The organism is Streptomyces sp. NPDC038200, from assembly GCF_055600785.1.
In genome coordinates this window covers 1-23,536 of the sequence record NZ_JBVJYH010000017.1, presented here as the reverse complement: position 1 = coordinate 23,536, position 23,536 = coordinate 1, and the positions used below count along the sequence as shown (strand labels likewise).

At 71.8% G+C, this 23,536-nt stretch carries 18 protein-coding genes and 1 pseudogene; 8 read left to right on the top strand and 11 right to left on the bottom strand.

Going from position 1 to position 23,536, the window contains the following annotated elements:
• Positions 1-104: 104 nt before the first annotated feature.
• The 4 genes from ACZ7KF_RS29300 to ACZ7KF_RS29285 form a co-directional block, all read right to left on the bottom strand.
• The gene (locus ACZ7KF_RS29300) at positions 105-932 is read right to left on the bottom strand and encodes a carbohydrate ABC transporter permease (protein WP_471081374.1); all 828 of its coding nucleotides are present in this window, start codon (positions 930-932) and stop codon (positions 105-107) included.
• On the bottom strand, positions 932-1,795 hold the full coding sequence (locus ACZ7KF_RS29295; protein WP_471081371.1) for a carbohydrate ABC transporter permease: 864 nt from the start codon (positions 1,793-1,795) through the stop codon (positions 932-934). The genes ACZ7KF_RS29300 and ACZ7KF_RS29295 overlap by 1 nt, the downstream gene beginning before the upstream one ends.
• Positions 1,792-3,165, bottom strand: coding sequence for an extracellular solute-binding protein (locus ACZ7KF_RS29290; RefSeq protein ID WP_471081368.1), 1,374 nt, complete (start codon positions 3,163-3,165; stop codon positions 1,792-1,794). Before ACZ7KF_RS29290 ends, ACZ7KF_RS29295 begins: the two co-directional genes overlap by 4 nt.
• Positions 3,166-3,295: 130 nt before the next feature.
• Positions 3,296-4,150, bottom strand: coding sequence for a 5'-methylthioadenosine/S-adenosylhomocysteine nucleosidase family protein (locus ACZ7KF_RS29285; protein WP_471081364.1), 855 nt, complete (start codon positions 4,148-4,150; stop codon positions 3,296-3,298).
• A 27-nt stretch (positions 4,151-4,177) separates the two neighbouring features.
• Between ACZ7KF_RS29285 and ACZ7KF_RS29280 the strand changes: the two genes are divergently transcribed.
• On the top strand, positions 4,178-4,735 hold the full coding sequence (locus tag ACZ7KF_RS29280; RefSeq protein WP_471081361.1) for a hypothetical protein: 558 nt from the start codon (positions 4,178-4,180) through the stop codon (positions 4,733-4,735).
• Positions 4,732-6,927 (top strand): tetratricopeptide repeat protein, encoded by a 2,196-nt coding sequence (locus ACZ7KF_RS29275; RefSeq protein ID WP_471081359.1) that lies wholly within the window; start codon positions 4,732-4,734, stop codon positions 6,925-6,927. Before ACZ7KF_RS29280 ends, ACZ7KF_RS29275 begins: the two co-directional genes overlap by 4 nt.
• On the opposite strand, the gene ACZ7KF_RS29270 is transcribed toward ACZ7KF_RS29275, so the two are convergent.
• Both ACZ7KF_RS29270 and ACZ7KF_RS29265 read right to left on the bottom strand, forming a co-directional pair.
• The gene (locus tag ACZ7KF_RS29270; RefSeq protein WP_471081356.1) at positions 6,809-7,501 is read right to left on the bottom strand and encodes a response regulator; all 693 of its coding nucleotides are present in this window, start codon (positions 7,499-7,501) and stop codon (positions 6,809-6,811) included. The two genes, ACZ7KF_RS29275 and ACZ7KF_RS29270, sit on opposite strands and share 119 nt — an antisense overlap.
• Entirely contained in the window at positions 7,498-9,132 is a 1,635-nt protein-coding gene (locus tag ACZ7KF_RS29265) for a sensor histidine kinase (protein WP_471081353.1), read from the bottom strand. Before ACZ7KF_RS29265 ends, ACZ7KF_RS29270 begins: the two co-directional genes overlap by 4 nt.
• A 154-nt stretch (positions 9,133-9,286) precedes the next feature.
• On the opposite strand from ACZ7KF_RS29265, the gene ACZ7KF_RS29260 reads away from it, so the two are divergent.
• Positions 9,287-10,675 (top strand): cation:dicarboxylate symporter family transporter, encoded by a 1,389-nt coding sequence (locus ACZ7KF_RS29260; protein ID WP_471081350.1) that lies wholly within the window; start codon positions 9,287-9,289, stop codon positions 10,673-10,675.
• Positions 10,676-10,785: 110 nt separating this feature from the next.
• On the opposite strand, the gene ACZ7KF_RS29255 is transcribed toward ACZ7KF_RS29260, so the two are convergent.
• Positions 10,786-11,409, bottom strand: a complete 624-nt coding sequence (locus ACZ7KF_RS29255) for a TetR/AcrR family transcriptional regulator (RefSeq protein ID WP_471081347.1) — start codon at positions 11,407-11,409, stop codon at positions 10,786-10,788.
• 127 nt (positions 11,410-11,536) lie between these two features.
• Here ACZ7KF_RS29255 and ACZ7KF_RS29250 point away from each other — a divergent pair, with 127 nt between their 5' ends.
• From ACZ7KF_RS29250 to ACZ7KF_RS29230, 5 genes are all read left to right on the top strand, one after another.
• Positions 11,537-13,210, top strand: coding sequence for an MFS transporter (locus ACZ7KF_RS29250; RefSeq protein WP_471081345.1), 1,674 nt, complete (start codon positions 11,537-11,539; stop codon positions 13,208-13,210).
• 200 nt (positions 13,211-13,410) lie between these two features.
• Positions 13,411-14,178 (top strand): DUF2127 domain-containing protein, encoded by a 768-nt coding sequence (locus ACZ7KF_RS29245; protein WP_471081343.1) that lies wholly within the window; start codon positions 13,411-13,413, stop codon positions 14,176-14,178.
• A 51-nt stretch (positions 14,179-14,229) separates the two neighbouring features.
• Entirely contained in the window at positions 14,230-14,658 is a 429-nt protein-coding gene (locus ACZ7KF_RS29240) for a MerR family transcriptional regulator (protein WP_471081340.1), read from the top strand.
• Positions 14,631-14,987, top strand: a complete 357-nt coding sequence (trxA, locus tag ACZ7KF_RS29235) for a thioredoxin (protein WP_471081337.1) — start codon at positions 14,631-14,633, stop codon at positions 14,985-14,987. The genes ACZ7KF_RS29240 and trxA overlap by 28 nt, the downstream gene beginning before the upstream one ends.
• A gap of 122 nt (positions 14,988-15,109) precedes the next feature.
• Positions 15,110-17,392, top strand: a complete 2,283-nt coding sequence (locus ACZ7KF_RS29230; RefSeq protein ID WP_471081833.1) for a HelD family protein — start codon at positions 15,110-15,112, stop codon at positions 17,390-17,392.
• Between the two features lie 91 nt (positions 17,393-17,483).
• Here ACZ7KF_RS29230 and glgB read toward each other — a convergent pair whose 3' ends face one another.
• The 4 genes and pseudogenes from glgB to ACZ7KF_RS29210 all read right to left on the bottom strand — a co-directional run.
• Positions 17,484-19,793, bottom strand: a complete 2,310-nt coding sequence (gene glgB / locus ACZ7KF_RS29225; protein WP_471081334.1) for a 1,4-alpha-glucan branching enzyme — start codon at positions 19,791-19,793, stop codon at positions 17,484-17,486.
• Positions 19,794-19,820: 27 nt separating this feature from the next.
• Positions 19,821-21,206 carry a maltokinase N-terminal cap-like domain-containing protein gene (locus tag ACZ7KF_RS29220; protein WP_471081331.1) on the bottom strand — a complete coding sequence of 462 codons (1,386 nt, stop codon included), beginning with the start codon at positions 21,204-21,206 and terminating at the stop codon, positions 19,821-19,823.
• A 105-nt stretch (positions 21,207-21,311) separates the two neighbouring features.
• Positions 21,312-23,030 carry a maltose alpha-D-glucosyltransferase gene (treS, locus tag ACZ7KF_RS29215; protein WP_471081328.1) on the bottom strand — a complete coding sequence of 573 codons (1,719 nt, stop codon included), beginning with the start codon at positions 23,028-23,030 and terminating at the stop codon, positions 21,312-21,314.
• Positions 23,027-23,536: pseudogene (locus ACZ7KF_RS29210) on the bottom strand (alpha-1,4-glucan--maltose-1-phosphate maltosyltransferase); the annotation flags it as partial. The gene treS and the pseudogene ACZ7KF_RS29210, both read right to left, overlap by 4 nt.

Sequence of the window (23,536 nt, the reverse complement as noted above, 5' to 3'; positions counted from 1 at the left end):
ACGGTCGGTTCCGCCGAGATCACGGATCGTGCGAACGTACGGCTTGATCGCGCAACGTGAGCTGACACTCGGTGTCACCCCTCGTGACCTGGTGTTACCTCGCGTCACCCCTTGACGGCGCCACCCAGCGCGAACCCTCCGCCCAGCCTCCGTGCCACCAGAACGTACAAAAGGATCACCGGCGTCGAGTAGATCACGGAGAACGCGGCGAGCTGACCGTAGGCCACCATGCCCCGGTTGCCGAAGAAGTCGTTGATGCTGACCGAGGCCGGCAACCGGTCCGGGGTGAGCAGCAGCATGAACGGGACGAAGAAGTTCCCCCACATCATCACGAACGAGAACACGGTGACGACCGCGATGCCCGGCCCCATCAGCGGCAGCACGACCCGGACCAGGGACTGCGCCGCCGAGGCCCCGTCCGTCCAGGCCGCCTCCTCCAGCTCCCTCGGCACGCCGTCCATGAAGTTCTTCATCAGCCAGATGGCGAAGGGCAGCTGGGAGGCGGCGAAGAAGAACATCGTGCCCTGGAGGGTGTCGATCAGATTCACCCGCACGAACAGCGCGTACACCGGCACCATGATCGCCGTGATGGGCAGGCTCGTCGCGAACAGGATCGTCAGCAGGAACGGCCGGTTCAGCCGGGACCGGAACCGGGACAGCGGATAGGCGGCGAGGGCGGCGCAGACGACGGTCAGCGCGGTGCCGCCCCCGCACAGGACCAGGCTGTTGAGCAGCGGGGTGTAGGTGATGTCCGCGGTCAGGATCGCCCGGAAGCCGTCCAGGGTGAGCCCGTCGGGGACCTTGACCCGCAGACCGGCGTGCGGGTCCACCGCGGACAGCAGCACCCAGACCAGGGGCAGCGCGAAGGCCACGGCCACGGCGAGCAGCGAGACGTCGGCGGCCAGCCGCCGGGAGGCACGCGTGCGGGGCATCAGACCTCCGTCCGCAGCAGACGCAGATAGACGACGGAGAACAGGGAGCCGACCAGCAGCAGGAGCAGGGCGACCGCGGTGCCGTACCCGATCATGCTGTTCTGGAAGGCCTGCTCGTACATGAACAGCGGCAGGGTCTGGCTGCGGTCCCCGGGCCCGCCCCGGGTCATCACCCAGATCAGCCCGAAGACGGAGAGCGTCTGCAAGGTGTTGAGCATGAGGTTGGTGCCGATGGAGCGGCGGATCATCGGCAGCGTGATGTGCCACAGCCGCCGCCACCCGCCGGCGCCGTCCACCTCCGCCGCCTCCGTGATCTCGGCCGGGATCTCGTCCAGTGCCGCGGAGTAGACGAGCATCGAGAACGCCGTGCCGCGCCAGACGTTGGCGAAGGACACGGCGAGGATCGGCAGCGTGAACAGCCAGTTCTGCCGGGGCAGCTGGAGCCAGTCCAGGATCGCGTTCAGGGTGCCCTCGCGCCGGAAGAACGCGTAGAGCAGGAACCCGGCGACGACCTCCGGCAGCACCCACGCGGTGACGACGACCGCGCCGACGAGGGTGCGGACGGGTTTCGACGCGCGCTTCATCAGCGCGGCCAGGGCGAGCCCCAGGGTGTTCTGCCCGACGAGCGAGGACAGCACGGTGAACACCAGGGTCAGCCATACGGCGTTGAGGAACGCCTCGTCGCGGAAGGCCCGGCGGAAGTTGGCGAGACCGACGAACGAGGAGTGGGCCTGACCGGTCAGCTGGAGGTCGGTGAAGGCGATGGAGACGCAGTAGGCGATCGGCCCGGCGAGGAAGAGGAGCAGCAGGACCAGTGCGGGGGCCAGCGGGAGGACCCGGATGACCAGGCGCTGCCGCTTCACCTCTCGGTCACTTGGCCGTCGGTGACGTCTTCGAGCGTGGCGTCGTAGCCGCTCGCGGCCTTCTCCACCGACAGATCACCCGTCGTGACGCCCTCCATGGCCTCCTGCACGGCGGTCGACACCCTCGGGTACGCCGGGTACGCGGGCCGGTAGTGGGTGGCCGCCACCAGATCGGTGAAGAACTTGATGCCGGGCTGGGCGGTGGCGTACGCCGGGTCGGCGGCGACGTCGCTGCGGACGGCGATGCCGGAGTTGGCGATGTACCACGTGCGGGCGTTGTCCTTCGTCTGCATCGTCCTGATGAAGTCGAAGGCGAGGTCGGGGTTGGCCGCCTTGGCCGGGACGGACCAGGTCCAGCCGCCGGACATGCTCACCTTGCCCGGTGCCTGCCCGTGCTGGGTCGGCATGGGGGCCAGGCCCAGCCGCTCGGACCACTCGGGCCACTCGTGCCCGCTGCCCGGCAGCCAGTCCTGCGGCAGCCAGGAGCCGTCGAGGTCGATGCCGAGCCTGCCCTCGGGGAGGAGTTCACCGCGGACGGCGGTGGAGAAGTTGGGGTCGAGGGCGTCGGAGACGTCCGGGCCGAGCTTCTCCCGGTAGACGGTCTCGACGAACTCCAGCGCGTCCTTGAAGGCCCGCGACCCGGTGACCCACTTCCTGCTCGCGCTGTCGTACAGCGGATCGCGCTTCCCGTCGCCGGTGCCGTACAGCAGCATCTCGAAGCCCTGCATGGTGGCGGCCTCGCCGGCGGGTTTGCCGGTGTAGACGTTGAGCGGAGTGACACCGGGGACCTTCCGCTTGATGGTCCGCGCGGCGGCGAGCACGTCGTCCCAGTTCTTCGGCTGCCAGTCCGCGGGCAGCCCGGCCTTCGCGAACACCCGCTTGTCGAACCAGAGCCCGCGCGTGTCGGTCCCGTCCGGAACGCCGTAGGTCTTGCCGTCCCGGCCCTTCGCGGCCGCCTTCGCGCTGTCGACGAACCGGTCCCAGTCCGGCCACCGGGCGAGGTACGGGTCGAGCGGCTTCAGGTACCCGCTGGTGATGTCGGAGTTGATGAGGAAGGTGTCCTCGTAGACGAGGTCCGGGGCGGTCCGCGGGGACCGGAGCATCTGCTGGAGCTTGGTGTAGTACTCCGAGTCCGGTGCCTTGATCGGCACGAACTCCACCTTCTTGCCGGGGTGCTCGCTCTCGAACTGCTTCTTCATGCCGGCGAGATAGGTGTCCATCACCTTGACGGAGTTGTCGGTGGACTGCTTGTACGACACCTTGATCGTGTCCGGGCTGCTGCCGGAGCCGCTGCCGCAGGCGGTGAGCGCGGTGGCGGCGAGGGCGGTGGTGAGGAGGGCGGAGAGGGCGGCGGTGGGACGCACGGGCATGACCTCCTGAGCACACGTGGGGGTGGCGCGGAGATGACTGCCGTGTGAAGGTAAGAGGAGTGGTCTAGTCAGGTCAATGCGTCTGCGCGGGATTGGCACGCGGCGTCGGCGCGTCCGTCCGCGCGTGCCCCTACCGCGGCTCCCCTCCGACCTGCTTCCCCACGACGGGGCCGAAGAAGGTCCCGCCCCGGAACTCGATGTGGTCGCCCCCCTGGCGGGCTCGGTGTCCGTCCCCGGCGTCGCCCGAACCGCCGCCCCGGGGCCGGTACGTGCGCAGCACCGCCGCGGCCACCGCCGCCGCCTGCGCCGCCGCCCGTTCCTGCGAGCCGCCGGCGTCCGCCGCGGCCTTCGCGGCGTTCGCGTGGTCGCTGATGCCGCGGACGACGAGGGCCTGCCGGCCCTCCAGATGGGCCGCGTGGGCGGCTCCCGCGCCCTCCATCTCGAACGCGGCGGCGTCGTTGTAGTGCTCGCGGACGTGCCGGGCGATCTCGGACCCGGCGTCGGCGAGCAGCACGTCCGCCGTGGCGATCGGCTTGAAGTGCGCCCGCACGCCGGCCAGGTCGCGTACGGCGGTACGCGCCGCGGAGAGCAGCGCGTGGGAGCCGGACCACGCCTCGGGGCGGAGCAGCAGTCCCTCGGGTGTCTGCTTGCCGCCGTGGATGCCGTACACCTTCGTGCCCACGACGACATCGCCGAGCGCGATGTCCTCCTTGAGGCTGCCGGCCACGCCGACGAACAGGACGGCCTCGGGGCGCAGCCAGCCGATGAGCGAGGCGGTGAGCGCGGCGGTGTTCTTGGCACCCTCGCCCAGTTCGGCGCTCGCCACCTGCCAGGGGGTGCCGGGCAGGTGGCCCACCTCCACGAAGGTTCCGTTGTCGGGATGGGTCCGGTCCTCCCGTCCCGCGATGTGCGCACGGACCGCCGCGTACTCCAGCGCGAGGGCGGTCAGGACCAGAACAGTGGGCTTCGTCTCCGGCACACGCATAAGGTACTGCGGGGGGAAGGGGTTGGAGTGCCGGAACGAGACGTCACCATCGGGCAGTTGCTGCTCACCGAGTACCAGACCGTCAAGGACGAGCAGAAGACCCGGATCGGCTTCCGGGACAACCTGCTGTACGTCACCCTGACCGTCGTGGCGGCCGTGATCGCCGCCGCGGCCCAGTCCGGACAGCCGGCGATGCTGCTGGCGCTGCCGCCGGTGTGCGTGGTCCTCGGCTGGACGTACCTCGTCAACGACCAGAAGATCTCGGCGATCGGGGCCTATGTGCGGGCGGAGCTGGCGCCCCGCCTCGCCGCCATGGCCCGGGCGGAGGGCGGCGAGGTCTTCCGGTGGGAGACCGCGCACCGGGGCGATGCCCGGCGCGTGTCCCGGAAGGCCGTGCAGTGCGTGGTGGATCTGCTGGCCTTCTGCGTCGTACCGCTGAGCGCGCTGGTCGTGTACTGGGCGGGGGGTGACGTCTCGGCGGGCCTGCTGATCGTGTCCGTGCTGGAGGCGGCCGCGGTCGCCGGGCTGGGGGTGTGCATCGTCCAGTACGCCGTGCCGTTCGGGTCGGGGGGCGGGGCCGGGTGAGCGATCGCGTCGAGTTCCTGGGCGGCGACTACCGCGGGACGGTCATCGGCAAGGCGGAGTACCGGCAGCAGGCGCCGGCACCGACGGCCCTGGACGCGCTGCCGCCGAGGACGGCCGGGTTCGCGGGCCGGGACGAGGAGCTGCGGCGGCTGCGGGCCGCGCTGGACCCCGCCGGCCCCGGTGGGGAGCAGGCCGTCCTGGTGACCGCCGTGTCCGGGCTCGGCGGCATCGGCAAGACGGCGCTGGCCGTGCAGGCGGCGTACGCGGCGCGGGAGGAGGGGTGGTTCCCGGGCGGGGTGCTCTTCGTGGACCTGCACGGGTACGACGACGCGCCCGTCAACGCCGACCAGGCGCTCCAGTCCCTGCTGCGGGCACTGGGCGTGGATCCGGAGCACATCCCGGCGGCGGCGGACGAGCGGGCCGGGCTGTACCGGTCGGTGCTGGCCGACCGGGAGGCGGTGCTGATCCTCGCCGACAACGCGTCGTCACCGGACCAGGTGCGGCCGTTGTCGCCGGGCGGCGGGCGGCGGCACCGGGTGCTGGTCACGTCACGGGACCGGCTGGCCCAACTGGGCGCCCGGCTGGTGCCGTTGGACCAGCTCACGCCCGGGGCGGCGTACGAACTCCTCGACCGGGCGCTGCGGATCGCCGATCCGGACGACGGCCGGGTCGGGGAGGAAGCGGAGGCGGCGGCGCGACTGGCCGGGCTGTGCGGATATCTGCCGCTGGCGCTGCAGATCGCGGTGGCGCTGCTGGCGGAGGACCCCGGCAAGTCGGTCGCGGAACTCGCCGAGGAGCTGGCGACGTCGTACGACCGGCTCGCCGCGCTCGACGACGGTGACCGCAGTGTGCGTGCCGCGTTCGACCTGTCGTACCGTCGCCTGCCCGCCGAGCAGGCCCGTCTGCTGCGCCTGCTCGCGCTCGCGCCGGGGCCGGAGGTGAGCGAGGAGGTCGTGGCCGCGCTGGCCGGAGCCGAGGAGGCGCCGCTGCGGGAGCTGAGGGCCTTGGCGCGAGCGCATCTCGTGGAGCGGGGGAGCGGGCGCGGGCGGTGGCGGCTGCACGATCTGGTGCGTGCCTTCGGGGCGGGGGTCGTGGCCCGGGACGAGGGGTTCCGGGAGGAGGGCGAACAGGCGCGGGAGCGGGTGCTGGCCTGCTACCTGCGATGGGCGGGGGCGGCCGACGACCGCCTGCGGTGGCTGCCGGGGAAGGCGGAGCCGTCGCGGTTCGGTGACCAGCGACAGGCCCTGGCGTGGCTCGACGGGGAGCGGGCCGGGCTGGTGGCGGCCGCCCTTTGGGTGCGGGAGGAGCGCTACGCGGAGACGGCGTCACACCTGGTCATGGCACTCGGGACGTACCTCGACCTGCGGCGGCACTTCGACGACAAGGTCGCCGTCACCGTCGCCGCCCGGAGCGCCGCCCTCCGCATCGGTGATCGCCGCTCGGCGGCCGTCGCGTGGAACAACCTCGGCAACGCCCTGCGGGGGCTGGGCCGCGCGGAAGAGGCGATCGAGGCGTTCGAGCAGGCCCGCGACCTGTTCCGGGAACTCGGGGAACACCTCGTCGAGGCCATGACATCGGGCAACATCGGCAACGCCCTGCTGGTGCTGGGCCGCGTGGAGGAGGGGATCGAGGCCTACGAGCGGTCCCGCGACCGGTTCCGGGAACTCGGCAGGCATCACGATGAGGCCATGACGTGGGGCAATCTCGCCGCGGCCCTCGCGGTGCTGGGCCGCGTGGAGGAAGCGCTCGAGGCCAACGAGCGGGCCCGCGGTCTCTTCCGGCTCCTGGGCGACCTGCAGGGGGAGGCCGGGGCGTGGCAGAACTTCGGCATCACCTTCTGGAACGCGGGCCGGCTGGAGGAGGCGATCGAGGCGTTCCACACGGCCCGCAAGGTCCGCCGGCAGTTCGAGGACTGGTACAGCGAGGGCCATACCCTGCACGGCCTGGCCGGCGTCCACAGAGACGCCCGCCGCCCGGCCGAGGCGCGCGCCTACTACCTCGAGGCCGCCGACGCCTACACCCGTGCCAACGCCCCGAAGGAGGCCGCCGAGGCGCGCGCCGCAGCCGACGCCCTCAGCGCCCCTGCGACACCCACCGATACACCAGCTCCGGCCGCCCCACCTGCCCGTACAGCGGACTCCGCCCCGCCCGGCCCGCGTCGACCAGATGCTCCAGATACCGGCGGGCGGTGATCCGTGAGATGCCCACCGCCTCCGCCACCCCGGCCGCGGTGAGTCCCTCCGGTGCCTCGCGCAGCGTGCCCGTCACCCGTTCCAGGGTCGGCCCGCTCAACCCCTTCGGCAGGGCCGCGGGCGACGGGGCCCGCAGGACCGCCAGGGCCCGGTCCACCTCGTCCTGCCCGCTCGCCTCGCCCACCGCCGCGTGAAACTCGGCGTACCGGACCAGCCGGTCCCGCAAAGTGGCGAACGTGAACGGCTTCAGGACGTACTGGACGACGCCCAACGAGACCCCTTCGCGCACCACCGCCAGATCCCGCGCCGAGGTCACCGCTATCACGTCCGCGTGATGCCCGGCCGCCCGCAGGGAACGGGCGAACTGGAGACCGTGGACGTCGGGGAGGTGCAGGTCCAGCAGGAGGAGATCCACGGGGGTGCGGTCCAGGATCCGCCGCGCCTCCGCCCCCGTGTGCGCCTTCCCGACCGCGACGAACCCGGGCACCCGGCCGACGTAGAGCACATGCGCGTCGGCGGCCACCGGGTCGTCCTCGACGACGAGGACCCGGATCGGCTGCTGCTCGTTCGTCATCCGCCGCCGCCCAGGGCCGTGCGCAACGGCAACCGCACCTCGAACACCGCTCCGCCCTCGCCGTCCTCGCCCGACTCCACCACCGTCAACGTGCCCTCGTGGCGGGTCACCGCCTGCCGGACCAGGGCCAGCCCGAGCCCCCGCCCGCCGGGCCCGGCCGGCTTCGTGGAGAACCCCCGCTGGAATACCAGGTCCGCGTGGTCGGGGTCGACCCCGGGGCCGGTGTCGGACACACGGAGCACCAGTTCGGCGGAGGAGGCGTACGCCGTCACCGTCACCCGGGCCCCCACGGTCCCCTGGGCCGCGTCCACCGCGTTGTCGATCAGGTTGCCGAGGATCGTGACCAGGTCCCGCGACGGCAGTTCGGCCGGGAGCAGGCCGTCGTCGAGCCGGCTGTCCGGTGAGACCACCAGCTCCACGCCCCGCTCGTTCGCCTGGGCGGTCTTGCCCAGCAGCAGCGCGGCCAGCACCGGTTCGCTCACCGCCGCCACCACCTGGTCGGTGAGGGCCTGGGCCAGCTCCAGCTCGGCCGTGGCGAACTCCACCGCCTCCTCGGCCCGGCCCAGCTCGATCAGGGAGACGACGGTGTGGAGGCGGTTGGCCGCCTCGTGCGCCTGGGAGCGCAGGGCCTGGGTGAAGCCGCGCTCCGAGTCCAGCTCGCCCATCAGGGACTGCAGCTCGGTCACGTCGCGCAGCGTCACGACCGTGCCCCGCTGCTCTCCCCCCGACACCGGGGAGGTGTTCACCACCAGCACCCGGGACGCCGTCAGATGCACCTCGTCGACGCGGGGCTCGGAGGACAGCAGGGCGCCCGTCAGCGGAGCCGGCAGCCCCAGACCCGCCACCGAGCGGCCGATCACGTCGGCGTCCGAGGCGCCGCCCACGCCCAGCAGCTCCCGGCCGCCGTCGTTGATCAGCGCCACCCGGTACCGGCCGTCCAGCATCAGCAGCCCCTCCCGTACCGCGTGCAGCGCCGCCTGGTGGTAGTCGTGCATCCGGCTCAGCTCGGTGGCGTTCATGCCGTGGGTGTGGCGGCGCAGCCGGGCGTTGATCACGTACGTGCCGACCGCGCCCAGCAGCAGGGCCCCGCCGGCCACGCCGAGCAGGGCCGTGACCTGGTCCTGGACCCGGGCACTGATCGTCTCGACCTTGATGCCGGCGCTCACCAGGCCGACGATCCGGCCGTTGTCGTCGATGGGGGTCACCGCGCGGACGGACGGGCCGAGCGTGCCGGTGTAGGTCTCGGTGAGGGTGTGGCCGTGCTGGGCGGCGCCGATGTTGCCGAGGAAGCGTCTGCCGATCTGCTTCCGGTCGGGATGGGTCCAGCGGATGCCGGACGGGTTCATGATCGTGACGAAGTCGACGTTCGCGTCCCGGGTGACCTGGAGGGCGTACGGCTCCAGCCGGGCCGTGGGGTCCGGGGTGCGGATCGCCGAGCGGACCGAGGGGGAGTCGGCGATCGACCGGGCCACCGCCGTGGCCTGGCGGGCCGCCGCGTCCTCGGCCTGGCGCCGGTCGCTGACGTAGGTGAACAGCGCGTACCCGGCCACGACCACCGCGATCAGCACCGCCTGCATGGCGAACAGCTGGCCGGCCAGGCTGCGCGGTCGCGGGAGGGTGGGGAGGCGCATGTCAGCAGTGTGCCTCTCCGGTTAAGTGTGAACTAAATGAACGGAAGGGTGACCGCCCTCACAGGCCGGGAGATAGTCACGGCATTCCCCAACAACGCCCGGACGTGAGCCGCACGCCGGTTGTTCGCCGACGAAGACGTCAAGGAGGGCAGTCGTGGCCGCCAGCACTTCCGATACGGCACCTGCCGCACCCCGTGTGAAGCGGGACCGGACTCATTACCTGTACATCGCCGTCATCGTGGCGGTCGCGCTCGGCATCGCCGTGGGGCTGATCTGGCCCGATGCCGCGGTGGAACTGAAACCGCTGGGCACCGGGTTCGTGAACCTGATCAAGATGATGATCTCGCCGATCATCTTCTGCACGATCGTGCTCGGGATCGGTTCCGTACGGAAGGCCGCCAAGGTGGGCGCCGTCGGCGGTATCGCCCTCGGCTACTTCCTCGTGATGTCGCTCGTCGCGCTCGCCATCGGCCTCGTGGTGGGCAACGTGCTGCACCCCGGCGACGGGCTGCACCTGACCGACGCGCTCAAGCAGACCGGGCACGACCAGGTGGCGAGCGACGCGCTGCCGCCCGTCGACTTCGTGCTGTCGATCATCCCGATGACGTTCGTGTCCGCGTTCACCCAGGGCCAGGTGCTCCAGACGCTGCTGGTGGCGCTGCTCGCCGGATTCGCGCTGCAGGCCATGGGAGCGGCGGGGCAGCCGGTGCTGCGCGGTGTCGAGCACATCCAGCGGCTCGTCTTCCGCATCCTGTCCATGGTCATGTGGGCCGCGCCGGTCGGCGCGTTCGGGGCGATCGCGGCCGTGGTCGGCTCCGCGGGCGTCGACGCGCTCAAGAGCCTCGCCGTGCTGATGCTCGGCTTCTACGTCACCTGCTTCCTCTTCGTCTTCGTCGTGCTCGGCGCGCTGCTCCGGATCATCGCGGGTCTGAACGTCTTCTCCCTGTTCAAGTACCTCGCCCGGGAGTTCCTGCTGATCCTGTCCACCTCCTCGTCGGAGTCCGCGCTGCCGCGGCTGATCGCGAAGATGGAGCACCTGGGCGTCAGCCGGCCGGTCGTCGGCATCACCGTGCCGACCGGCTACTCGTTCAACCTCGACGGCACGATGATCTACATGACCATGGCATCGCTGTACATCGCGGACGCGCTGGGCACGCCGATGTCGATCGGTGAGCAGATCCCGCTGCTGCTGTTCCTGCTGCTGGCGTCCAAGGGCGCGGCCGGGGTCAGCGGCGCCGGGCTCGCCACCCTGGCGGGGGGTCTCCAGTCGCACAAGCCGGCGCTGGTGGACGGGGTCGGGCTGATCGTCGGCATCGACCGGTTCATGAGCGAGGCGCGGGCGCTGACGAACTTCGCGGGCAACGCGGTCGCCACCGTGCTGGTGGGTACGTGGACCAAGGAGATCGACAAGGTCCGGGTGCGGCGGGTGCTGGCCGGTGAGCTGCCGTTCGACGAGACGACGCTGCTGGACGAGGGCCACTCCTCGGTGAGCGGCCTTCCCGAGCCGCGCGAGGACGACGAGAAGGAACTGGCCAAGGCCTGATCCACCGGAAGAGCCCCGGACGTCCGGCCCCGCCTGAACCGGGGCCGGGCGTCCGGTGACCGCCGCCGGGCGGCCGAGGTACTCCCCCGTACCCCGGCCGCCCGGCTTCGTCACGTGCGCCGCGACACCTCGGCCACCAGCTCGGTGGCCCGCGCGGCGGGCACGCCCGCCGCGGTCAGGACGGTGACCGTGGCGGCGTCGCCCGCCTCCGCCACGGCCACGAGCCCGTCGTTCACCGCCTCCATCACCGCGAACAGCATCTGCTCGTGCACGTACGCCAGGGCCGCCGCGGGCAGGGGGGAGGCGAACACGCCCTCGTCCAGTCCGCGCTGCAGGAGGCGGACCTTGTTCTCGCGCAGCGGGGCGAGGCGTTCGCGGATGCCCTGCACGGTGACCGTGCGCTGGGCCAGGGCGATCAGCAGCCGGTAGCGGTCGGCGACGGGCCACAGCGCGAGCACCGAGCGGGCCACCGCCTCGGCCGGGTCCGCCACGCCGGCGCGGGCCTGCGCGTCGGCGTCCGCCAGGGCCGCGACGGCCTCGTCCACCAGGGTGCTGATCAGCGCCTCCCGGCTGGGGAAATGGCCGTAGACCGTCCGTCGTACGACCCCCGCGGCGCGCGCGATCTGGTCCATGGAGGCGTCGGGATCGCGCAGCAGTTCGGCGAGGGCGACGTCGAGGATGCGGCGCCGGTTGGCATCCGCCCGGCTGGTGTTACCCGTGGTCATGGCGGTCATTCTGCCTCCCCGCGGCCTTCCCGGAGCGACTTGCACACTGCTGTGCAAGGACGTACATTGCACATGGTTGTGCAATTGCACGCCATTGTGCAAGTCCCGTCGCGATCCGAGGAAGGCCACCCCTGCCATGCGACTCGTCATGACCGAACCGGTCGAAAGGATGGAGCGCCCCTACGCCCGGCGCTGGTGGGCGCTGCTGGTGCTCTGTCTCAGCCTGCTGATCATCGTGATGGCGAACACGGCCCTCACGGTCGCGGCGCCCGACATGACGAAGGACCTCGGGCTCTCCAGCGCCGACCTGCAATGGGTGATCGACGGCTACACCGTCCCCTACGCGGCGCTGATGCTGCTGCTCGGCGCGATCGGCGACAAGTACAGCCGGCGCGGGGCACTCGTCCTCGGCCTCGTCGTCTTCGGCGGCGGTGCCGTCTTCGGCTACCTCGCCGACAGCGCGGCCACCGTCATCGCGGCCCGTGCCGTGATGGGCGTCGGCGCGGCCCTGATCATGCCGGCCACGCTCTCCCTGCTGGCCGCCACCTTCCCGCGCGCCGAGCGGGCCAAGGCGATCACCCTGTGGACCGCCACCGCCGGGCTCGCCATCGCCGCCGGCCCGGTCGTCGCCGGCGCCCTGCTGCGCGACCACGGCTGGTCCTCGACGTTCCTGATCAACGTGCCCATCGCGGCCGTGGCGCTCGTCGCCGCCTTCGTGCTCGTCCCGCCGTCCCGGGCCGGCCATCACGACCGCATCGACTACGTCGGCGGCCTGCTCTCCGTCGTCTGGACCGGCGCGCTCATCTACATGATCATCGAGGGGCCGCACTTCGGCTGGGGCGCCAAGGCCGTCGGCGCGGCCGTGACCGCCGGCGTCGGCCTCATCGCCTTCGTCCTGTGGGAGCTGCGCCATCCGCGCCCGATCCTGGACGTGCGCCGCTTCGCCGGCCGCCGGTTCGCGGGCTCCAACCTCGCCGTCGCCCTGTTCTTCCTCGCCGTCTTCGGCGCCTTCTACTACCTCACCCAGCACCTCCAGTTCGTCCTCGGCTACGACGCCCTGCAGACCGGTGTGCGCATGCTGCCGCTCGCCGGTGCCGTCTTCGTCGGCTCGGCCCTGACCGGCTGGCTCACCCCGCGCGTCGGCATGAAGTGGACGGTCAGCGCGGGCATGGTCGGCGGTACGACCGCCCTCGCCCTGCTCACCCGGGTGGACGCGGGCTCCGCCTACGGCGACCTCGTGGCGCCCCTGATCATCCTGGGCCTCGCCATCGGCCTCGCCCTGTCGCCCTGCACCGACGCCATCATGGGCGCGTTCCCGGAGTCCGAGCTGGGCGTCGGCGGCGCCGTCAACGACACCTCGCTGGAGCTGGGCGGCTCGCTCGGCATCGCCATCCTCGGTTCGCTGCTCGCCACCTCGTACGGCAACCACCTCGGTGACGCCACCGCCGGCAGCAAGCTCCCGGCCGACGCCCTGGACACCGCGCAGGACTCGGTCGGCGCCGGGTACGCCGTCGCCCAGGGCATCGGCGAGAAGGCGCACCAGGCCGCCGCCCGGGCCCAGCAGGCGACCGACCCGCAGCAGGCCGCGCAGCTCAAGCAGCAGGCCGCCGAACTGGCCGCCGGCGCCCGGCAGATGTCCGACGCGGTGGGCTCCGCCTTCTCCGACGCGGTCGCCCACACCAGCCTGGTCGGCGCGGTCATCCTGGGCATCGGCACGGTCCTGGTCGCCGTCCTGCTGCCGCGCCACGCGTCCGCCGCGCCGGAGCCGGAGTCCGGGAAGCAGGAACTGGTGGACACCACGGCCGGCTGACGCCGCCGCCCCCGCGCCCTCGGGCCGCGGTCCGCCCGACTCACCGAGCCCGGCCCGAAGCCGGTGCGGGACGACGGGGAGTACGGGACGACGGAGAGTACGGTCACCCCGCCGCAGTAACCTGCCGTGGCGATCAACGCAACGGCACGTCCGGCACCGGCGTCAGTACGGGTGTCGGCATCTGTACGGAGGCACGGGGGATGAAGATCGACTGGGACCGGCGGACCTGCGCGCGCAAGGGGCATGTGACCTACGCGCCCGACGATCCCCGGCTGCGGATCCGGCTGCACGCCCGGACGGCGCTCGGGGACGTCTGGCGGTGCCTGCGCTGCGGTGACTTCGTGCTCGGCGAGCCGCGCGGCTCGGGACCGGCCGCGGACGCGCCGCTGGTGCCGCGCGGCAAGGTGCTCCGGGACCTGTTCGTGCTGCGCTTCCTGGCCGTCGAGCGGGCCGTGCGCGGGGTGTTCATCGTGCTGGTCGCGGCCGCGGTGTGGAAGTTCAGCAACAGCCAGGACGCGGTCCGCCGGCTCTTCGACGAGTACCTCGACGTCTTCCGCCCGGTCTTCCGGCACTTCCACTACGACCTCGACCACTCGCCGGTCGTCGGCTCCGTCCAGAAGGCCTTCGGCTACCGGCACTCCACGCTCCTGCTGGTGGCCGCGCTGCTGCTGGCCTACGCGCTGATCGAGATCGTCGAGGCGGTCGGCCTCTGGTACGCCAAGCGCTGGGCGGAGTACCTGACGGTGGTGGCGACGGCCGCCTTCCTCCCGCTGGAGATCTACGAACTCACCGAGCACGTCAGCTGGCTGAAGATCGCGACCCTGGTCCTCAACATCCTCGCGGTCCTCTACATCGCCCTGACCAAGCGGCTGTTCGGGCTGCGCGGCGGGCGCCGGAAGTTCGAGGAGGAGCGGCACAGCGCCTCGCTGCTGGAGGTGGAGGAGTCGGCCGGCGTGGTGCACGCGTAGCGGCCCGGCGGTCTTGCCTTGACGCCCACGTCAACCCGTACCGTTTCCCGCATGCGCATCGGCGAGCTGGCCGCGCGGGCCGGGACCACGACACGCACCCTGCGGTACTACGAGACCCGGGGGCTGCTGCCGGCCCGGCGTGACGGCAACGGACACCGGACGTACGACGAGAGCGACCTCAGGCTGCTGCGGCAGATCCGCACGCTCCAGGACTTCGGTTTCGACCTGGAGGAGACACGGCCGTTCGTGGAGTGCCTGCGGGCCGGCCATCCGGAGGGGGACTCCTGTCCGGCGTCGCTGCTGGTCTACCGGCGCAAACTGGCCGAGCTGGACGCGCTCATCGGACAGCTGACGGCGGTGCGCGAGACGGTCGCGGGTCAGCTCTCGCGAGCCGAGCGGGCCCGCGACGGCCTGGCCGCCGACGCGCTGGTTCCGGGGGGCCCGGAACCCGCATGCGAACTGGGAGGGCTGACGCGGTGAGCTTGGTGAGCGGACTGACCGAGGTGACCGACGCCGATTTCGAGGCGGAGGTGATCGGCTCCGATCTTCCGGTGCTGGTGCAGTTCACGGCCGAGTGGTGCGGGCCGTGCCGGCAGCTCGCGCCGGTGCTGAAGGAGATCGCGTTCGAGGAGGGGGACCGGCTGAAGGTCGTACAGATCGACGTGGACCGCAATCCGCAGACGACGATCTCCTACGGTGTGATGGCCACGCCCACGCTGCTGCTCTTCCGGGACGGCGAACCGGTCCGGTCGATCGTGGGCGCCCGGCCCAAGCGCCGGCTGCTGGCCGACCTGGCGGACGTGCTGTAAAGCGGCACCCACCCACGAAAAAATCCCCTGAGCAATTGCGCTCGGGGGATTTCTGTGCGTATATTCAGTGATTCGCGACTTCATTGGAGAGAGGTCGCGGAGAAGTTCACTGAGCAGAGTATATCCGGGCGGGAGCGGAATTGTCAAACACCGAATTTCCGGACGATGAATTGCGGCACGAACAGGAATTCATCGACGGACTGTACGCGCGCGTGGACGTGCTGCGCGGCGAGGCCGAGACCTCCGTCACGGACGCGCTCGCCCAGGGCGACAAGCCCATGCAGGCCCGGCTGGAACGGGACATCCTGGTCGCCGAGCGCTCGGGGCTGCTCGCCGCGCTGAACGCCGTGGACGGCTCGCTCTGCTTCGGCCGGATCGACCTGGCCGACGGCATCAAGCACCACATCGGCCGGATCGGGCTGCGCGAGGACGACACCGAGCGGACCCCGGTCCTCGTCGACTGGCGGGCCGACGTCGCCCGCCCCTTCTACCTGGCCACCGGCCACACCCCGATGGGCCTGCGCCGCCGCCGGCACATCACCACCGAGGGCCGGACCGTCACCTCCCTGCACGACGAGATCCTCGACCTCGGTGACGCCACCCGCACCGGCCACGAGGACCACAACGGCGACGCCGTCCTGCTGGCCGCGCTGAACTCGGCGCGCACCGGTCGGATGAACGACATCGTGCAGACCATCCAGGCCGAGCAGGACGAGATCATCCGGGCGCCCCACCGCGGCGTGCTCGTCGTGGAGGGCGGCCCCGGCACCGGCAAGACCGCGGTGGCCCTGCACCGCGCGGCCTTCCTGCTGTACGAGCACCGGGAACTGCTGGCCCGCCGGGCCGTCCTCATCGTCGGCCCGAACCCCGCCTTCCTCGGCTACATCGGCGAGGTGCTGCCCTCCCTCGGCGAGACCGGGGTGCTGCTGGCCACCGTCGGCGAGCTGTACCCGGGTGTGAAGGCCACCGGCGCCGACACCCCCGAGGCCGCCGCCGTCAAGGGCCGCGCCGCCATGGCCGACGTCCTCGCCGCCGCCGTCCGCGACCGGCAGGCCCTGCCCGACCCGGTCATCGCGATCGAGCACGACCGCGAGGTGCTCATGCTGGACGACGGTCTGGTGAGCGTCGCCCGCGAGCGCACCCGCGCCGCCAAGCTGCCCCACAACGCGGCCCGCGAGTACTTCGAGGGACACATCCTCAACACGCTCACCGAGCTGTACGCCGAGCGCGTGGGCACCGACCCCTACGACGGCAGCAGCCTGCTCGACGCCTCCGACGTCACCCAGATCCGCGACGAACTCGCCGAGAACCCCGAGGTCTGGGACGCCATCGACCAGCTGTGGCCCCGGGTCACCCCGCAGCGGCTGGTGGCCGATCTCCTCGCGGAACCCGACGGGTACCTGCCCGAGCGGGACGCCGACGCGATCCGCCGCCCGGTGACCCGCGCCTGGACCGTCGCCGACGTCCCGCTGCTGGACGAGGCGGCCGAACTCCTCGGCGAGGACGACCGGGTGGCGCGGGCCCGCGCCGAACGCGAACGCGAGACCCAGGTGGCCTACGCGCAGGGCGTGCTGGACGTCTCGTACGCCTCCCGCACCTACGAGTTCGAGGACAAGGAGGACGGCGACCCGGAGGCCTCCGAGGTGCTCTCGGCGCACGACATCATCGACGCCGAACGGTTCGCCGAGCGGCAGGAGGAGACCGACCACCGCAGCGCCGCCGAGCGCGCCGCCGCCGACCGCACCTGGGCGTTCGGGCACATCATCGTGGACGAGGCGCAGGAACTGTCGCCGATGGCCTGGCGGCTGCTGATGCGGCGCAGCCCGACCCGCTCGATGACCCTGGTCGGCGACCCCGCCCAGACGGCGGAGGCGGCCGGCGTCGGATCCTGGGAGGACATCCTCGCCCCCTACGTCGAGGACCGCTGGGAGCACACCCGTCTGGGCGTCAACTACCGGACCCCCTCCGAGATCATGGACCTGGCCGCGGCCGTGGTGCGCGCCGAGAACCCGGACTTCGACCCGCCCGCCTCCGTCCGCTCGACGGGGGACCGGCCCTGGGTGCGGCAGGTCCGCGACGACCTGCCCGGCGCGGTGGCGAAGGCGGTCGCCGAACTCACCCCCGTCGAGGGCCGGCTGGCGGTCATCGCCCCGCGCGAGCTGCACCGGACGCTGGCCGCCCGGCTCGACGGCGTCACGGCCGGCGCCGAACCCGACCTGACGCGGACCGTCGTGCTCCTCGACCCCCGCCAGGCCAAGGGCCTCGAATTCGACTCCGTCCTGGTGGTGGAGCCGGGCGCCTACGGCACGAGCGACCTGTACGTCGCCCTGACCCGCGCCACCCAGCGGCTCGGGGTGCTGCACTGCGGCGACCTGCCGAAGGGGATGGCCCGGGCCCGCGGATAGGACCTGGCGACGGGGGGCGCGGGCCCGCGGGCAGGAGCCGCCGAAGGGGCGGCGCGGGCCCGCGAGCCCGGCATGATCCAAACGAGAGGCCCTAGGCCGGGCGCAGCCACACCGTGGCCAGTGGTGGCAGTGTCAGCCGGATGCTCGCGGGGCGGCCGTGCCGGCCCTGAGCCTCCGGCTTGACGACGTCGGGGTGGACGACGTCGCCGCCGCCGTACCGGGCCGCGTCCGTGTTCAGGACCTCCAGCCAGGCGGGGACGTCGTCGGGGACCCCGATCCGGTAGTCGTGCCGGACCACCGGGGCCATGTGGGAGACCGCGAGCAGCGGGGTGCCGTCGGCGTCCAGGCGCAGGAACGCGAAGACGTTGTCGTCCGTCGCGTCCCCGGTGATCCACTGGAAGCCCGCCGGGTCGGTGTCCCGCTGCCACAGGGCCGGCGTCGCCCGGTACACCGCGTTCAGGTCCCCGACGAGGTCCCGCACGCCCCGGTGGTCCGCCTCGGCGCCGTACGACGGGTCGAGCAGCCACCAGTCGGGGCCGTGCGCCTCGGACCACTCGGCGCCCTGGGCGAACTCCTGCCCCATGAAGAGCAGTTGCTTGCCGGGATGGGCCCACATGTAGCCCAGGTAGGCGCGCTGGTTCGCACGCTGCTGCCACCAGTCGCCCGGCATCTTCGACACCAGGGACCGCTTGCCGTGCACCACCTCGTCGTGGGAGATCGGCAGGACGTAGTTCTCGCTGTAGGCGTACACCATCGAGAACGTCATCTCGTGGTGGTGGTAGGCGCGGTGCACCGGCTCGTGGCTCATGTACTGGAGCGAGTCGTGCATCCAGCCCATGTTCCACTTCAGGCCGAAGCCGAGGCCGCCGAAGCCGCTCGGCCCCTTGTGATGGGTGGGCCGGGTCACGCCGTCCCAGGCCGTCGACTCCTCGGCGATGGTCACCACGCCGGGGCAGCGCCGGTACACGGTGGCGTTCATCTCCTGGAGGAAGGCCACCGCGTCCAGGTTCTCCCGGCCGCCGTGCTCGTTCGGCGTCCACCGGCCCGGTTCGCGCGAGTAGTCCAGGTAGAGCATCGAGGCGACCGCGTCCACCCGCAGCCCGTCGATGTGGAACTCCTCGCACCAGTACACCGCGTTCGCCACCAGGAAGTTGCGCACCTCGCGGCGGCCGAAGTCGAATTCCAGCGTGCCCCAGTCGGGGTGGGCGGCCCGCAGCGGGTCGTGGTGCTCGTACAGCGGACGCCCGTCGAAGGCGGCCAGCGCCCACTCGTCCCGCGGGAAGTGCGCCGGCACCCAGTCCATCAGCACCCCGATGCCGGCCTGGTGCAGCCGGTCCACCAGGTACTTGAAGTCGTCGGGCGTGCCGAGGCGGGCCGTCGGGGCGTAGAACCCGGTGACCTGGTAGCCCCAGGAACCGCCGAACGGATGCTCGGCCACCGGCATCAGCTCGACGTGCGTGAAGCCCAGCTCGCGCACGTACGCGGGCAGCTGCTCGGCGAGCCGGCGGTACGACAGCCCCGGCCGCCAGGAGGGCAGGTGCACCTCGTAGACGGAGAAGGGGGCCGCGTGGACCGGGGTGTCGCCGCGGTGGGCCATCCACTCCGCGTCACCCCACTCGTGGTGCGAGGCGTGCACGATCGAGGAGGTGGCGGGCGGGACCTCGGTACGGCGGGCCAGCGGGTCGGCGCGCTGGGTGCGCGAGCCGTCCGGGCGGGTGATCTCGAACTTGTACGGCTCGCCCTCGCCGATCCCCGGCACGAACAGCTCCCAGACCCCGGTGGCACCGAGCGAGCGCATCGGGGAACCGGTGCCGTCCCAGAAGTTGAAACCGCCGGTGACCCGGACGCCCCGCGCGTTCGGCGCCCACACCGCGAACCGGGTGCCGGCCACGCCCTGGTGGGTGGTGACGTGCGCGCCGAGCGCCTGCCACAGCTGCTCGTGCCGGCCCTCGCCGATCAGATGCAGGTCCAGCTCGCCGAGCGTGGGCAGGAAACGGTAGGCGTCCTCGGTCTCGTGGACCGTGCCGTCGTACGTCACGAGCAGCCGGTAGGCGGGGACCTCGGCGAGCGGGAGCAGGCCGGAGAAGAAGCCGTCGCCGTCGTCGTGCAGCTCCGAGCGCAGCTCGCCGGAGACCACCGTGACCGCCTGCGCGGAGGGGCGGAACGCGCGGAAGGCGACGCCGCCCGGGACCCGGTGCGCGCCCAGCACGGCGTGCGGATCGTGGTGGGTGCCGTGCAGCAGCCGCGCACGGTCACCGGCGTCGACGGCGGGGGAGACGGCGATCTCCGGTACGGGCGGTGCCGGCTGCGGGGGTACCCGCGTGGCCTGCGGCTCCTTGGCCTTCCGTGCGGCCTTGGCCTTGCCGGACTTGTTCTGGGCGGCTGACTTCTTGGACGTCACGAGCGAGTCTCCCGGGCGAGGGGCGGGTCAGGTCGGGTCGGACGTGGCGAGGCGACGGATCGCCGAGAGCGGCACGGGGAGCCACTCGGGGCGGTGCCGGGCCTCGTAGACGACTTCGTAGACCGCCTTGTCGGTCTCGTAGGCCCGTAGCAGCACCGGGTCGGTGCGCGGGTCGCGGCCGGACGCCTCCGCGTACCCGGAGCAGTACGCGGCCCGGCAGGCGTGCGCCCAGTCCGGGGCCGGCGGGGTCGTCGAGTGGGCCGCGTAGTCGAAGGAGCGGAGCATCCCCGCGATGTCCCGCACCGGCGGCTGCGGCATCCGCCGCTCGGCCAGCGGCCGGGCCGGCTCGCCCTCGAAGTCGATCAGCGCCCAGTCCCCGGACGGCGAGCGCAGGCACTGCCCCAGGTGCAGATCGCCGTGGACGCGCTGGGCGGTCCAGGTGCGGCCCTCGGAGGCCAGGTCGGCGAGGGCGGTGTAGGCCGAGCGCAGCCCGCGTTCGTACGGCCGCAGCGCCGGCACCGCCTGCGTGGCCGCGGCGAGCCGCTCGGTCATGCCGTCGACCAGCAGCTCCAGCTGGGTGTGGCCGAGAGTGGCGGTCGGCAGGGCGCGGGCGAGGGCGGTGTGCACCTCCGCGGTGGCCCGGCCGAGCGCGCGGGCCTCGGCGGCGAAGTCCTCGCCCTTGGCCAGCTCGCGCAGCGCCAGCTCCCAGCCGTCGCTCGCCCCGCTGACGTACGGCTGGAGGACGGCGAGCACATACGGCTCCCCGCCCGGCTCCGCGTGCAGCCAGCCGGTCGGCGCGAGCACCCGGGGGCAGCCCTCGCGGGCCAGGGCGAGGGGCAGCTCCAGGTCGGGGTTGACGCCGGGCACGACCCGGCGCAACAGCTTGAGGATGAACGTATCTCCATAGACCACCGACGAGTTGGACTGTTCGGCGGTCATCAGCCGGGCCACGAGGCCCGCGCGTATCTCCTGCCCCGGGTCCCGCTCGAAACGCAGCGCGCCGACGCGGGCCCGGGTGCGCAGGGCCTCCAGGAGCACCTCGGCCGGCCGGGGGTCGTACAGGGCCTCGTACACCGTGCGTCCGGCGAGCGGGCCCTCGGTCACATGGCCGATCAGCGCGGGCGCCAGCCTGGGCGGCAGCGCCTCGCGCACTCCCACGAGGAGCTGGTAGCAGTCGCCGGGATGCGGCGGCGCGCCGGGCGCGGCGGGCTGGTGGACCCGCAGGAGCAGGTGGTAGAGGCCGAGTCGGCCCTCGGGAGGCAGCAGCTCGGTGACGGTCACCGGGGTGAAGCCGGTGACCGGACGTCCCTTGCCCGCGAACCAGCGCTGTCGGGGGAGCCAGGCCCGCAACAGGGGGTCGAGCGAGGTGAGGAGTGAACCGGAGGTGCCGGAGGGGGTGACCGTTTGCGCCATGGAGTCACGTCCTTTCCCCGTGTGTCGTCGGGGTGTTACTGATGCGTGCCCCGGGTGGGGCGGTGGAAACGCGGGCCCGCCCCACCCGGCCGGACGGTGGCCGGACTACGCGGGGTCGCGGCGCAGCCGGAACCAGTAGAAGCCGTGCCCCGCGAGGGTGAGCAGGTACGGCAGCTCGCCGATCGCCGGGAACCGGACCCCGCCGAACAGCTCGACGGGGTGCCGTCCGCCGAACCGGCTCAGGTCCAGTTCGGTCGGCTGGGCGAAGCGGGAGAAGTTGTGGACGCACAGCACGAGGTCGTCCCCGCCGTCCTTGGACAGGGGGGCCTCGCGCAGGAAGGCGAGCACCGCCGGGTTCGACGACGGCAGCTCGGTGTAGGACCCCAGTCCGAAGGCAGGATTCTGCTTGCGGATCTCGATCATGCGGCGGGTCCAGTGCAGCAGCGACGAGGGCGAGGACATCGACGCCTCGACGTTGGTGACCTGGTAGCCGTGGACCGGGTCCATGATGGTGGGCAGGAACAGCCGTCCCGGGTCGCAGGACGAGAAGCCGGCGTTGCGGTCGGGGGTCCACTGCATGGGGGTGCGGACGGCGTCGCGGTCACCGAGCCAGATGTTGTCGCCCATGCCGATCTCGTCGCCGTAGTAGAGGATCGGCGAGCCGGGCAGGGACAGCAGCAGGGCGGTGAACAGCTCGATCTGGTTGCGGTCGTTGTCGAGCAGGGGCGCGAGGCGGCGGCGGATGCCGATGTTGGCGCGCATCCGCGGGTCCTTGGCGTACTCGGCCCACATGTAGTCGCGTTCCTCGTCGGTGACCATTTCGAGGGTCAGCTCGTCGTGGTTGCGCAGGAAGATGCCCCACTGGCAGTGCGAGGGGATGGCGGGCGTCTTGGCGAGGATCTCGGAGACCGGGTAGCGCGACTCGCGGCGCACGGCCATGAAGATGCGCGGCATCACCGGGAAGTGGAACGCCATGTGGCACTCGTCGCCGCCGGTGGAATAGTCGCCGAAGTAGTCGACGACGTCCTCGGGCCACTGGTTCGCCTCGGCCAGGAGCACCGTGTCCGGGTACTGGGCGTCGATCTCCTTGCGCACCCGCTTCAGGAACTGGTGGGTCTCGGGCAGGTTCTCGCAGTTGGTGCCCTCCCGCTGGTACAGGTACGGCACCGCGTCCAGCCGGAACCCGTCGATGCCGAGATCCAGCCAGAACTTCAGAGCGGAGATCATCTCCTCCTGGACGGCCGGGTTCTCGTAGTTCAGATCCGGCTGGTGCGAGAAGAAGCGGTGCCAGTAGTACTGCTTGCGTACCGGGTCGTACGTCCAGTTGGAGACCTCGGTGTCGACGAAGATGATGCGGGCGTCCTGGAACTGCTTGTCGTCGTCGGCCCAGACGTAGTAGTCGCCGTACGGGCCGTCCGGATCCCGCCTCGACTCCTGGAACCACGGGTGCTGGTCGCTGGTGTGGTTCATGACGAAGTCGATGATCACGCGCATGCCGCGCTGGTGGGCGGCGTCCACGAACTCCACGAAGTCGGCGAGGTCACCGAACTCCGACAGGACGGCGGTGTAGTCCGAGACGTCGTAACCCCCGTCCCGCAGCGGCGACTTGAAGAACGGCGGCAACCACAGGCAGTCCACGCCGAGCCACTGGAGATAGTCGAGTTTCGCGGTGAGGCCCTTCAGGTCGCCGACGCCGTCACCGTTGCTGTCCTGGAAGGAGCGGACCAGCACCTCGTAGAAGACGGCGCGCTTGAACCACTCCGGGTCCCGGTCCTTGGCGGGAGTGTCCTCGAAGGTGTCCGGAACGGGCTCGTTGACGATCATATTGTGGGTGACCCTCCGGTCTGCGGGGTGGACGGTCGCAGGACGGTGAACACGTGCGCGGGCCTGTGACCCGGCTCGAGGCGCACATAGTTGGCCCTGCCCCAGTAGTAGGTCTCGCCGGTGAGCTCGTCGCGCACCGGCACGGACTCGTGCCATTCCAGGCCGAGTTGTGGCATGTCCAACGAGACCGTCGCCTCCTGGGTGTGGTGGGGGTCGAGGTTGGCGACCACCAGAACCGTGTTCGATCCGCTCCGCTTCGAGTAGGCGATCACCGCGTCCTTGTCGGTGTGATGGAAGTGCAGATCGCGCAGCCGGCGCAGGGCCGGACTGCGGCGCCTCACCTCGTTGAGCCGGGTGATGAGGGGCGCCAGGGTGCGGCCCTCCCGTGCGGCGGCTTCCCAGTCGCGGGGCTTGAGCTGGTACTTCTCCGAGTCCAGGTACTCCTCGCCGCCCTCCCGGAGCGGGGTGTTCTCACACAGTTCGTAACCGCTGTAGATCCCCCAGGC

Coding starts and splice junctions, on each gene's coding strand:
- ACZ7KF_RS29300 (WP_471081374.1), bottom strand. CDS start 932: ATGCCCCGCACGCGTGCCTCCCGGCGGCTGGCCGCCGACGTCTCGCTG.
- ACZ7KF_RS29290 (WP_471081368.1), bottom strand. CDS start 3,165: ATGCCCGTGCGTCCCACCGCCGCCCTCTCCGCCCTCCTCACCACCGCC.
- ACZ7KF_RS29285 (WP_471081364.1), bottom strand. CDS start 4,150: ATGCGTGTGCCGGAGACGAAGCCCACTGTTCTGGTCCTGACCGCCCTC.
- ACZ7KF_RS29270 (WP_471081356.1), bottom strand. CDS start 7,501: ATGACGAACGAGCAGCAGCCGATCCGGGTCCTCGTCGTCGAGGACGAC.
- ACZ7KF_RS29265 (WP_471081353.1), bottom strand. CDS start 9,132: ATGCGCCTCCCCACCCTCCCGCGACCGCGCAGCCTGGCCGGCCAGCTG.
- ACZ7KF_RS29255 (WP_471081347.1), bottom strand. CDS start 11,409: ATGACCGCCATGACCACGGGTAACACCAGCCGGGCGGATGCCAACCGG.
- ACZ7KF_RS29250 (WP_471081345.1), top strand. CDS start 11,537: ATGCGACTCGTCATGACCGAACCGGTCGAAAGGATGGAGCGCCCCTAC.
- ACZ7KF_RS29245 (WP_471081343.1), top strand. CDS start 13,411: ATGAAGATCGACTGGGACCGGCGGACCTGCGCGCGCAAGGGGCATGTG.
- ACZ7KF_RS29240 (WP_471081340.1), top strand. CDS start 14,230: ATGCGCATCGGCGAGCTGGCCGCGCGGGCCGGGACCACGACACGCACC.
- trxA (WP_471081337.1), top strand. CDS start 14,631: ATGCGAACTGGGAGGGCTGACGCGGTGAGCTTGGTGAGCGGACTGACC.
- ACZ7KF_RS29220 (WP_471081331.1), bottom strand. CDS start 21,206: ATGGCGCAAACGGTCACCCCCTCCGGCACCTCCGGTTCACTCCTCACC.
- treS (WP_471081328.1), bottom strand. CDS start 23,030: ATGATCGTCAACGAGCCCGTTCCGGACACCTTCGAGGACACTCCCGCC.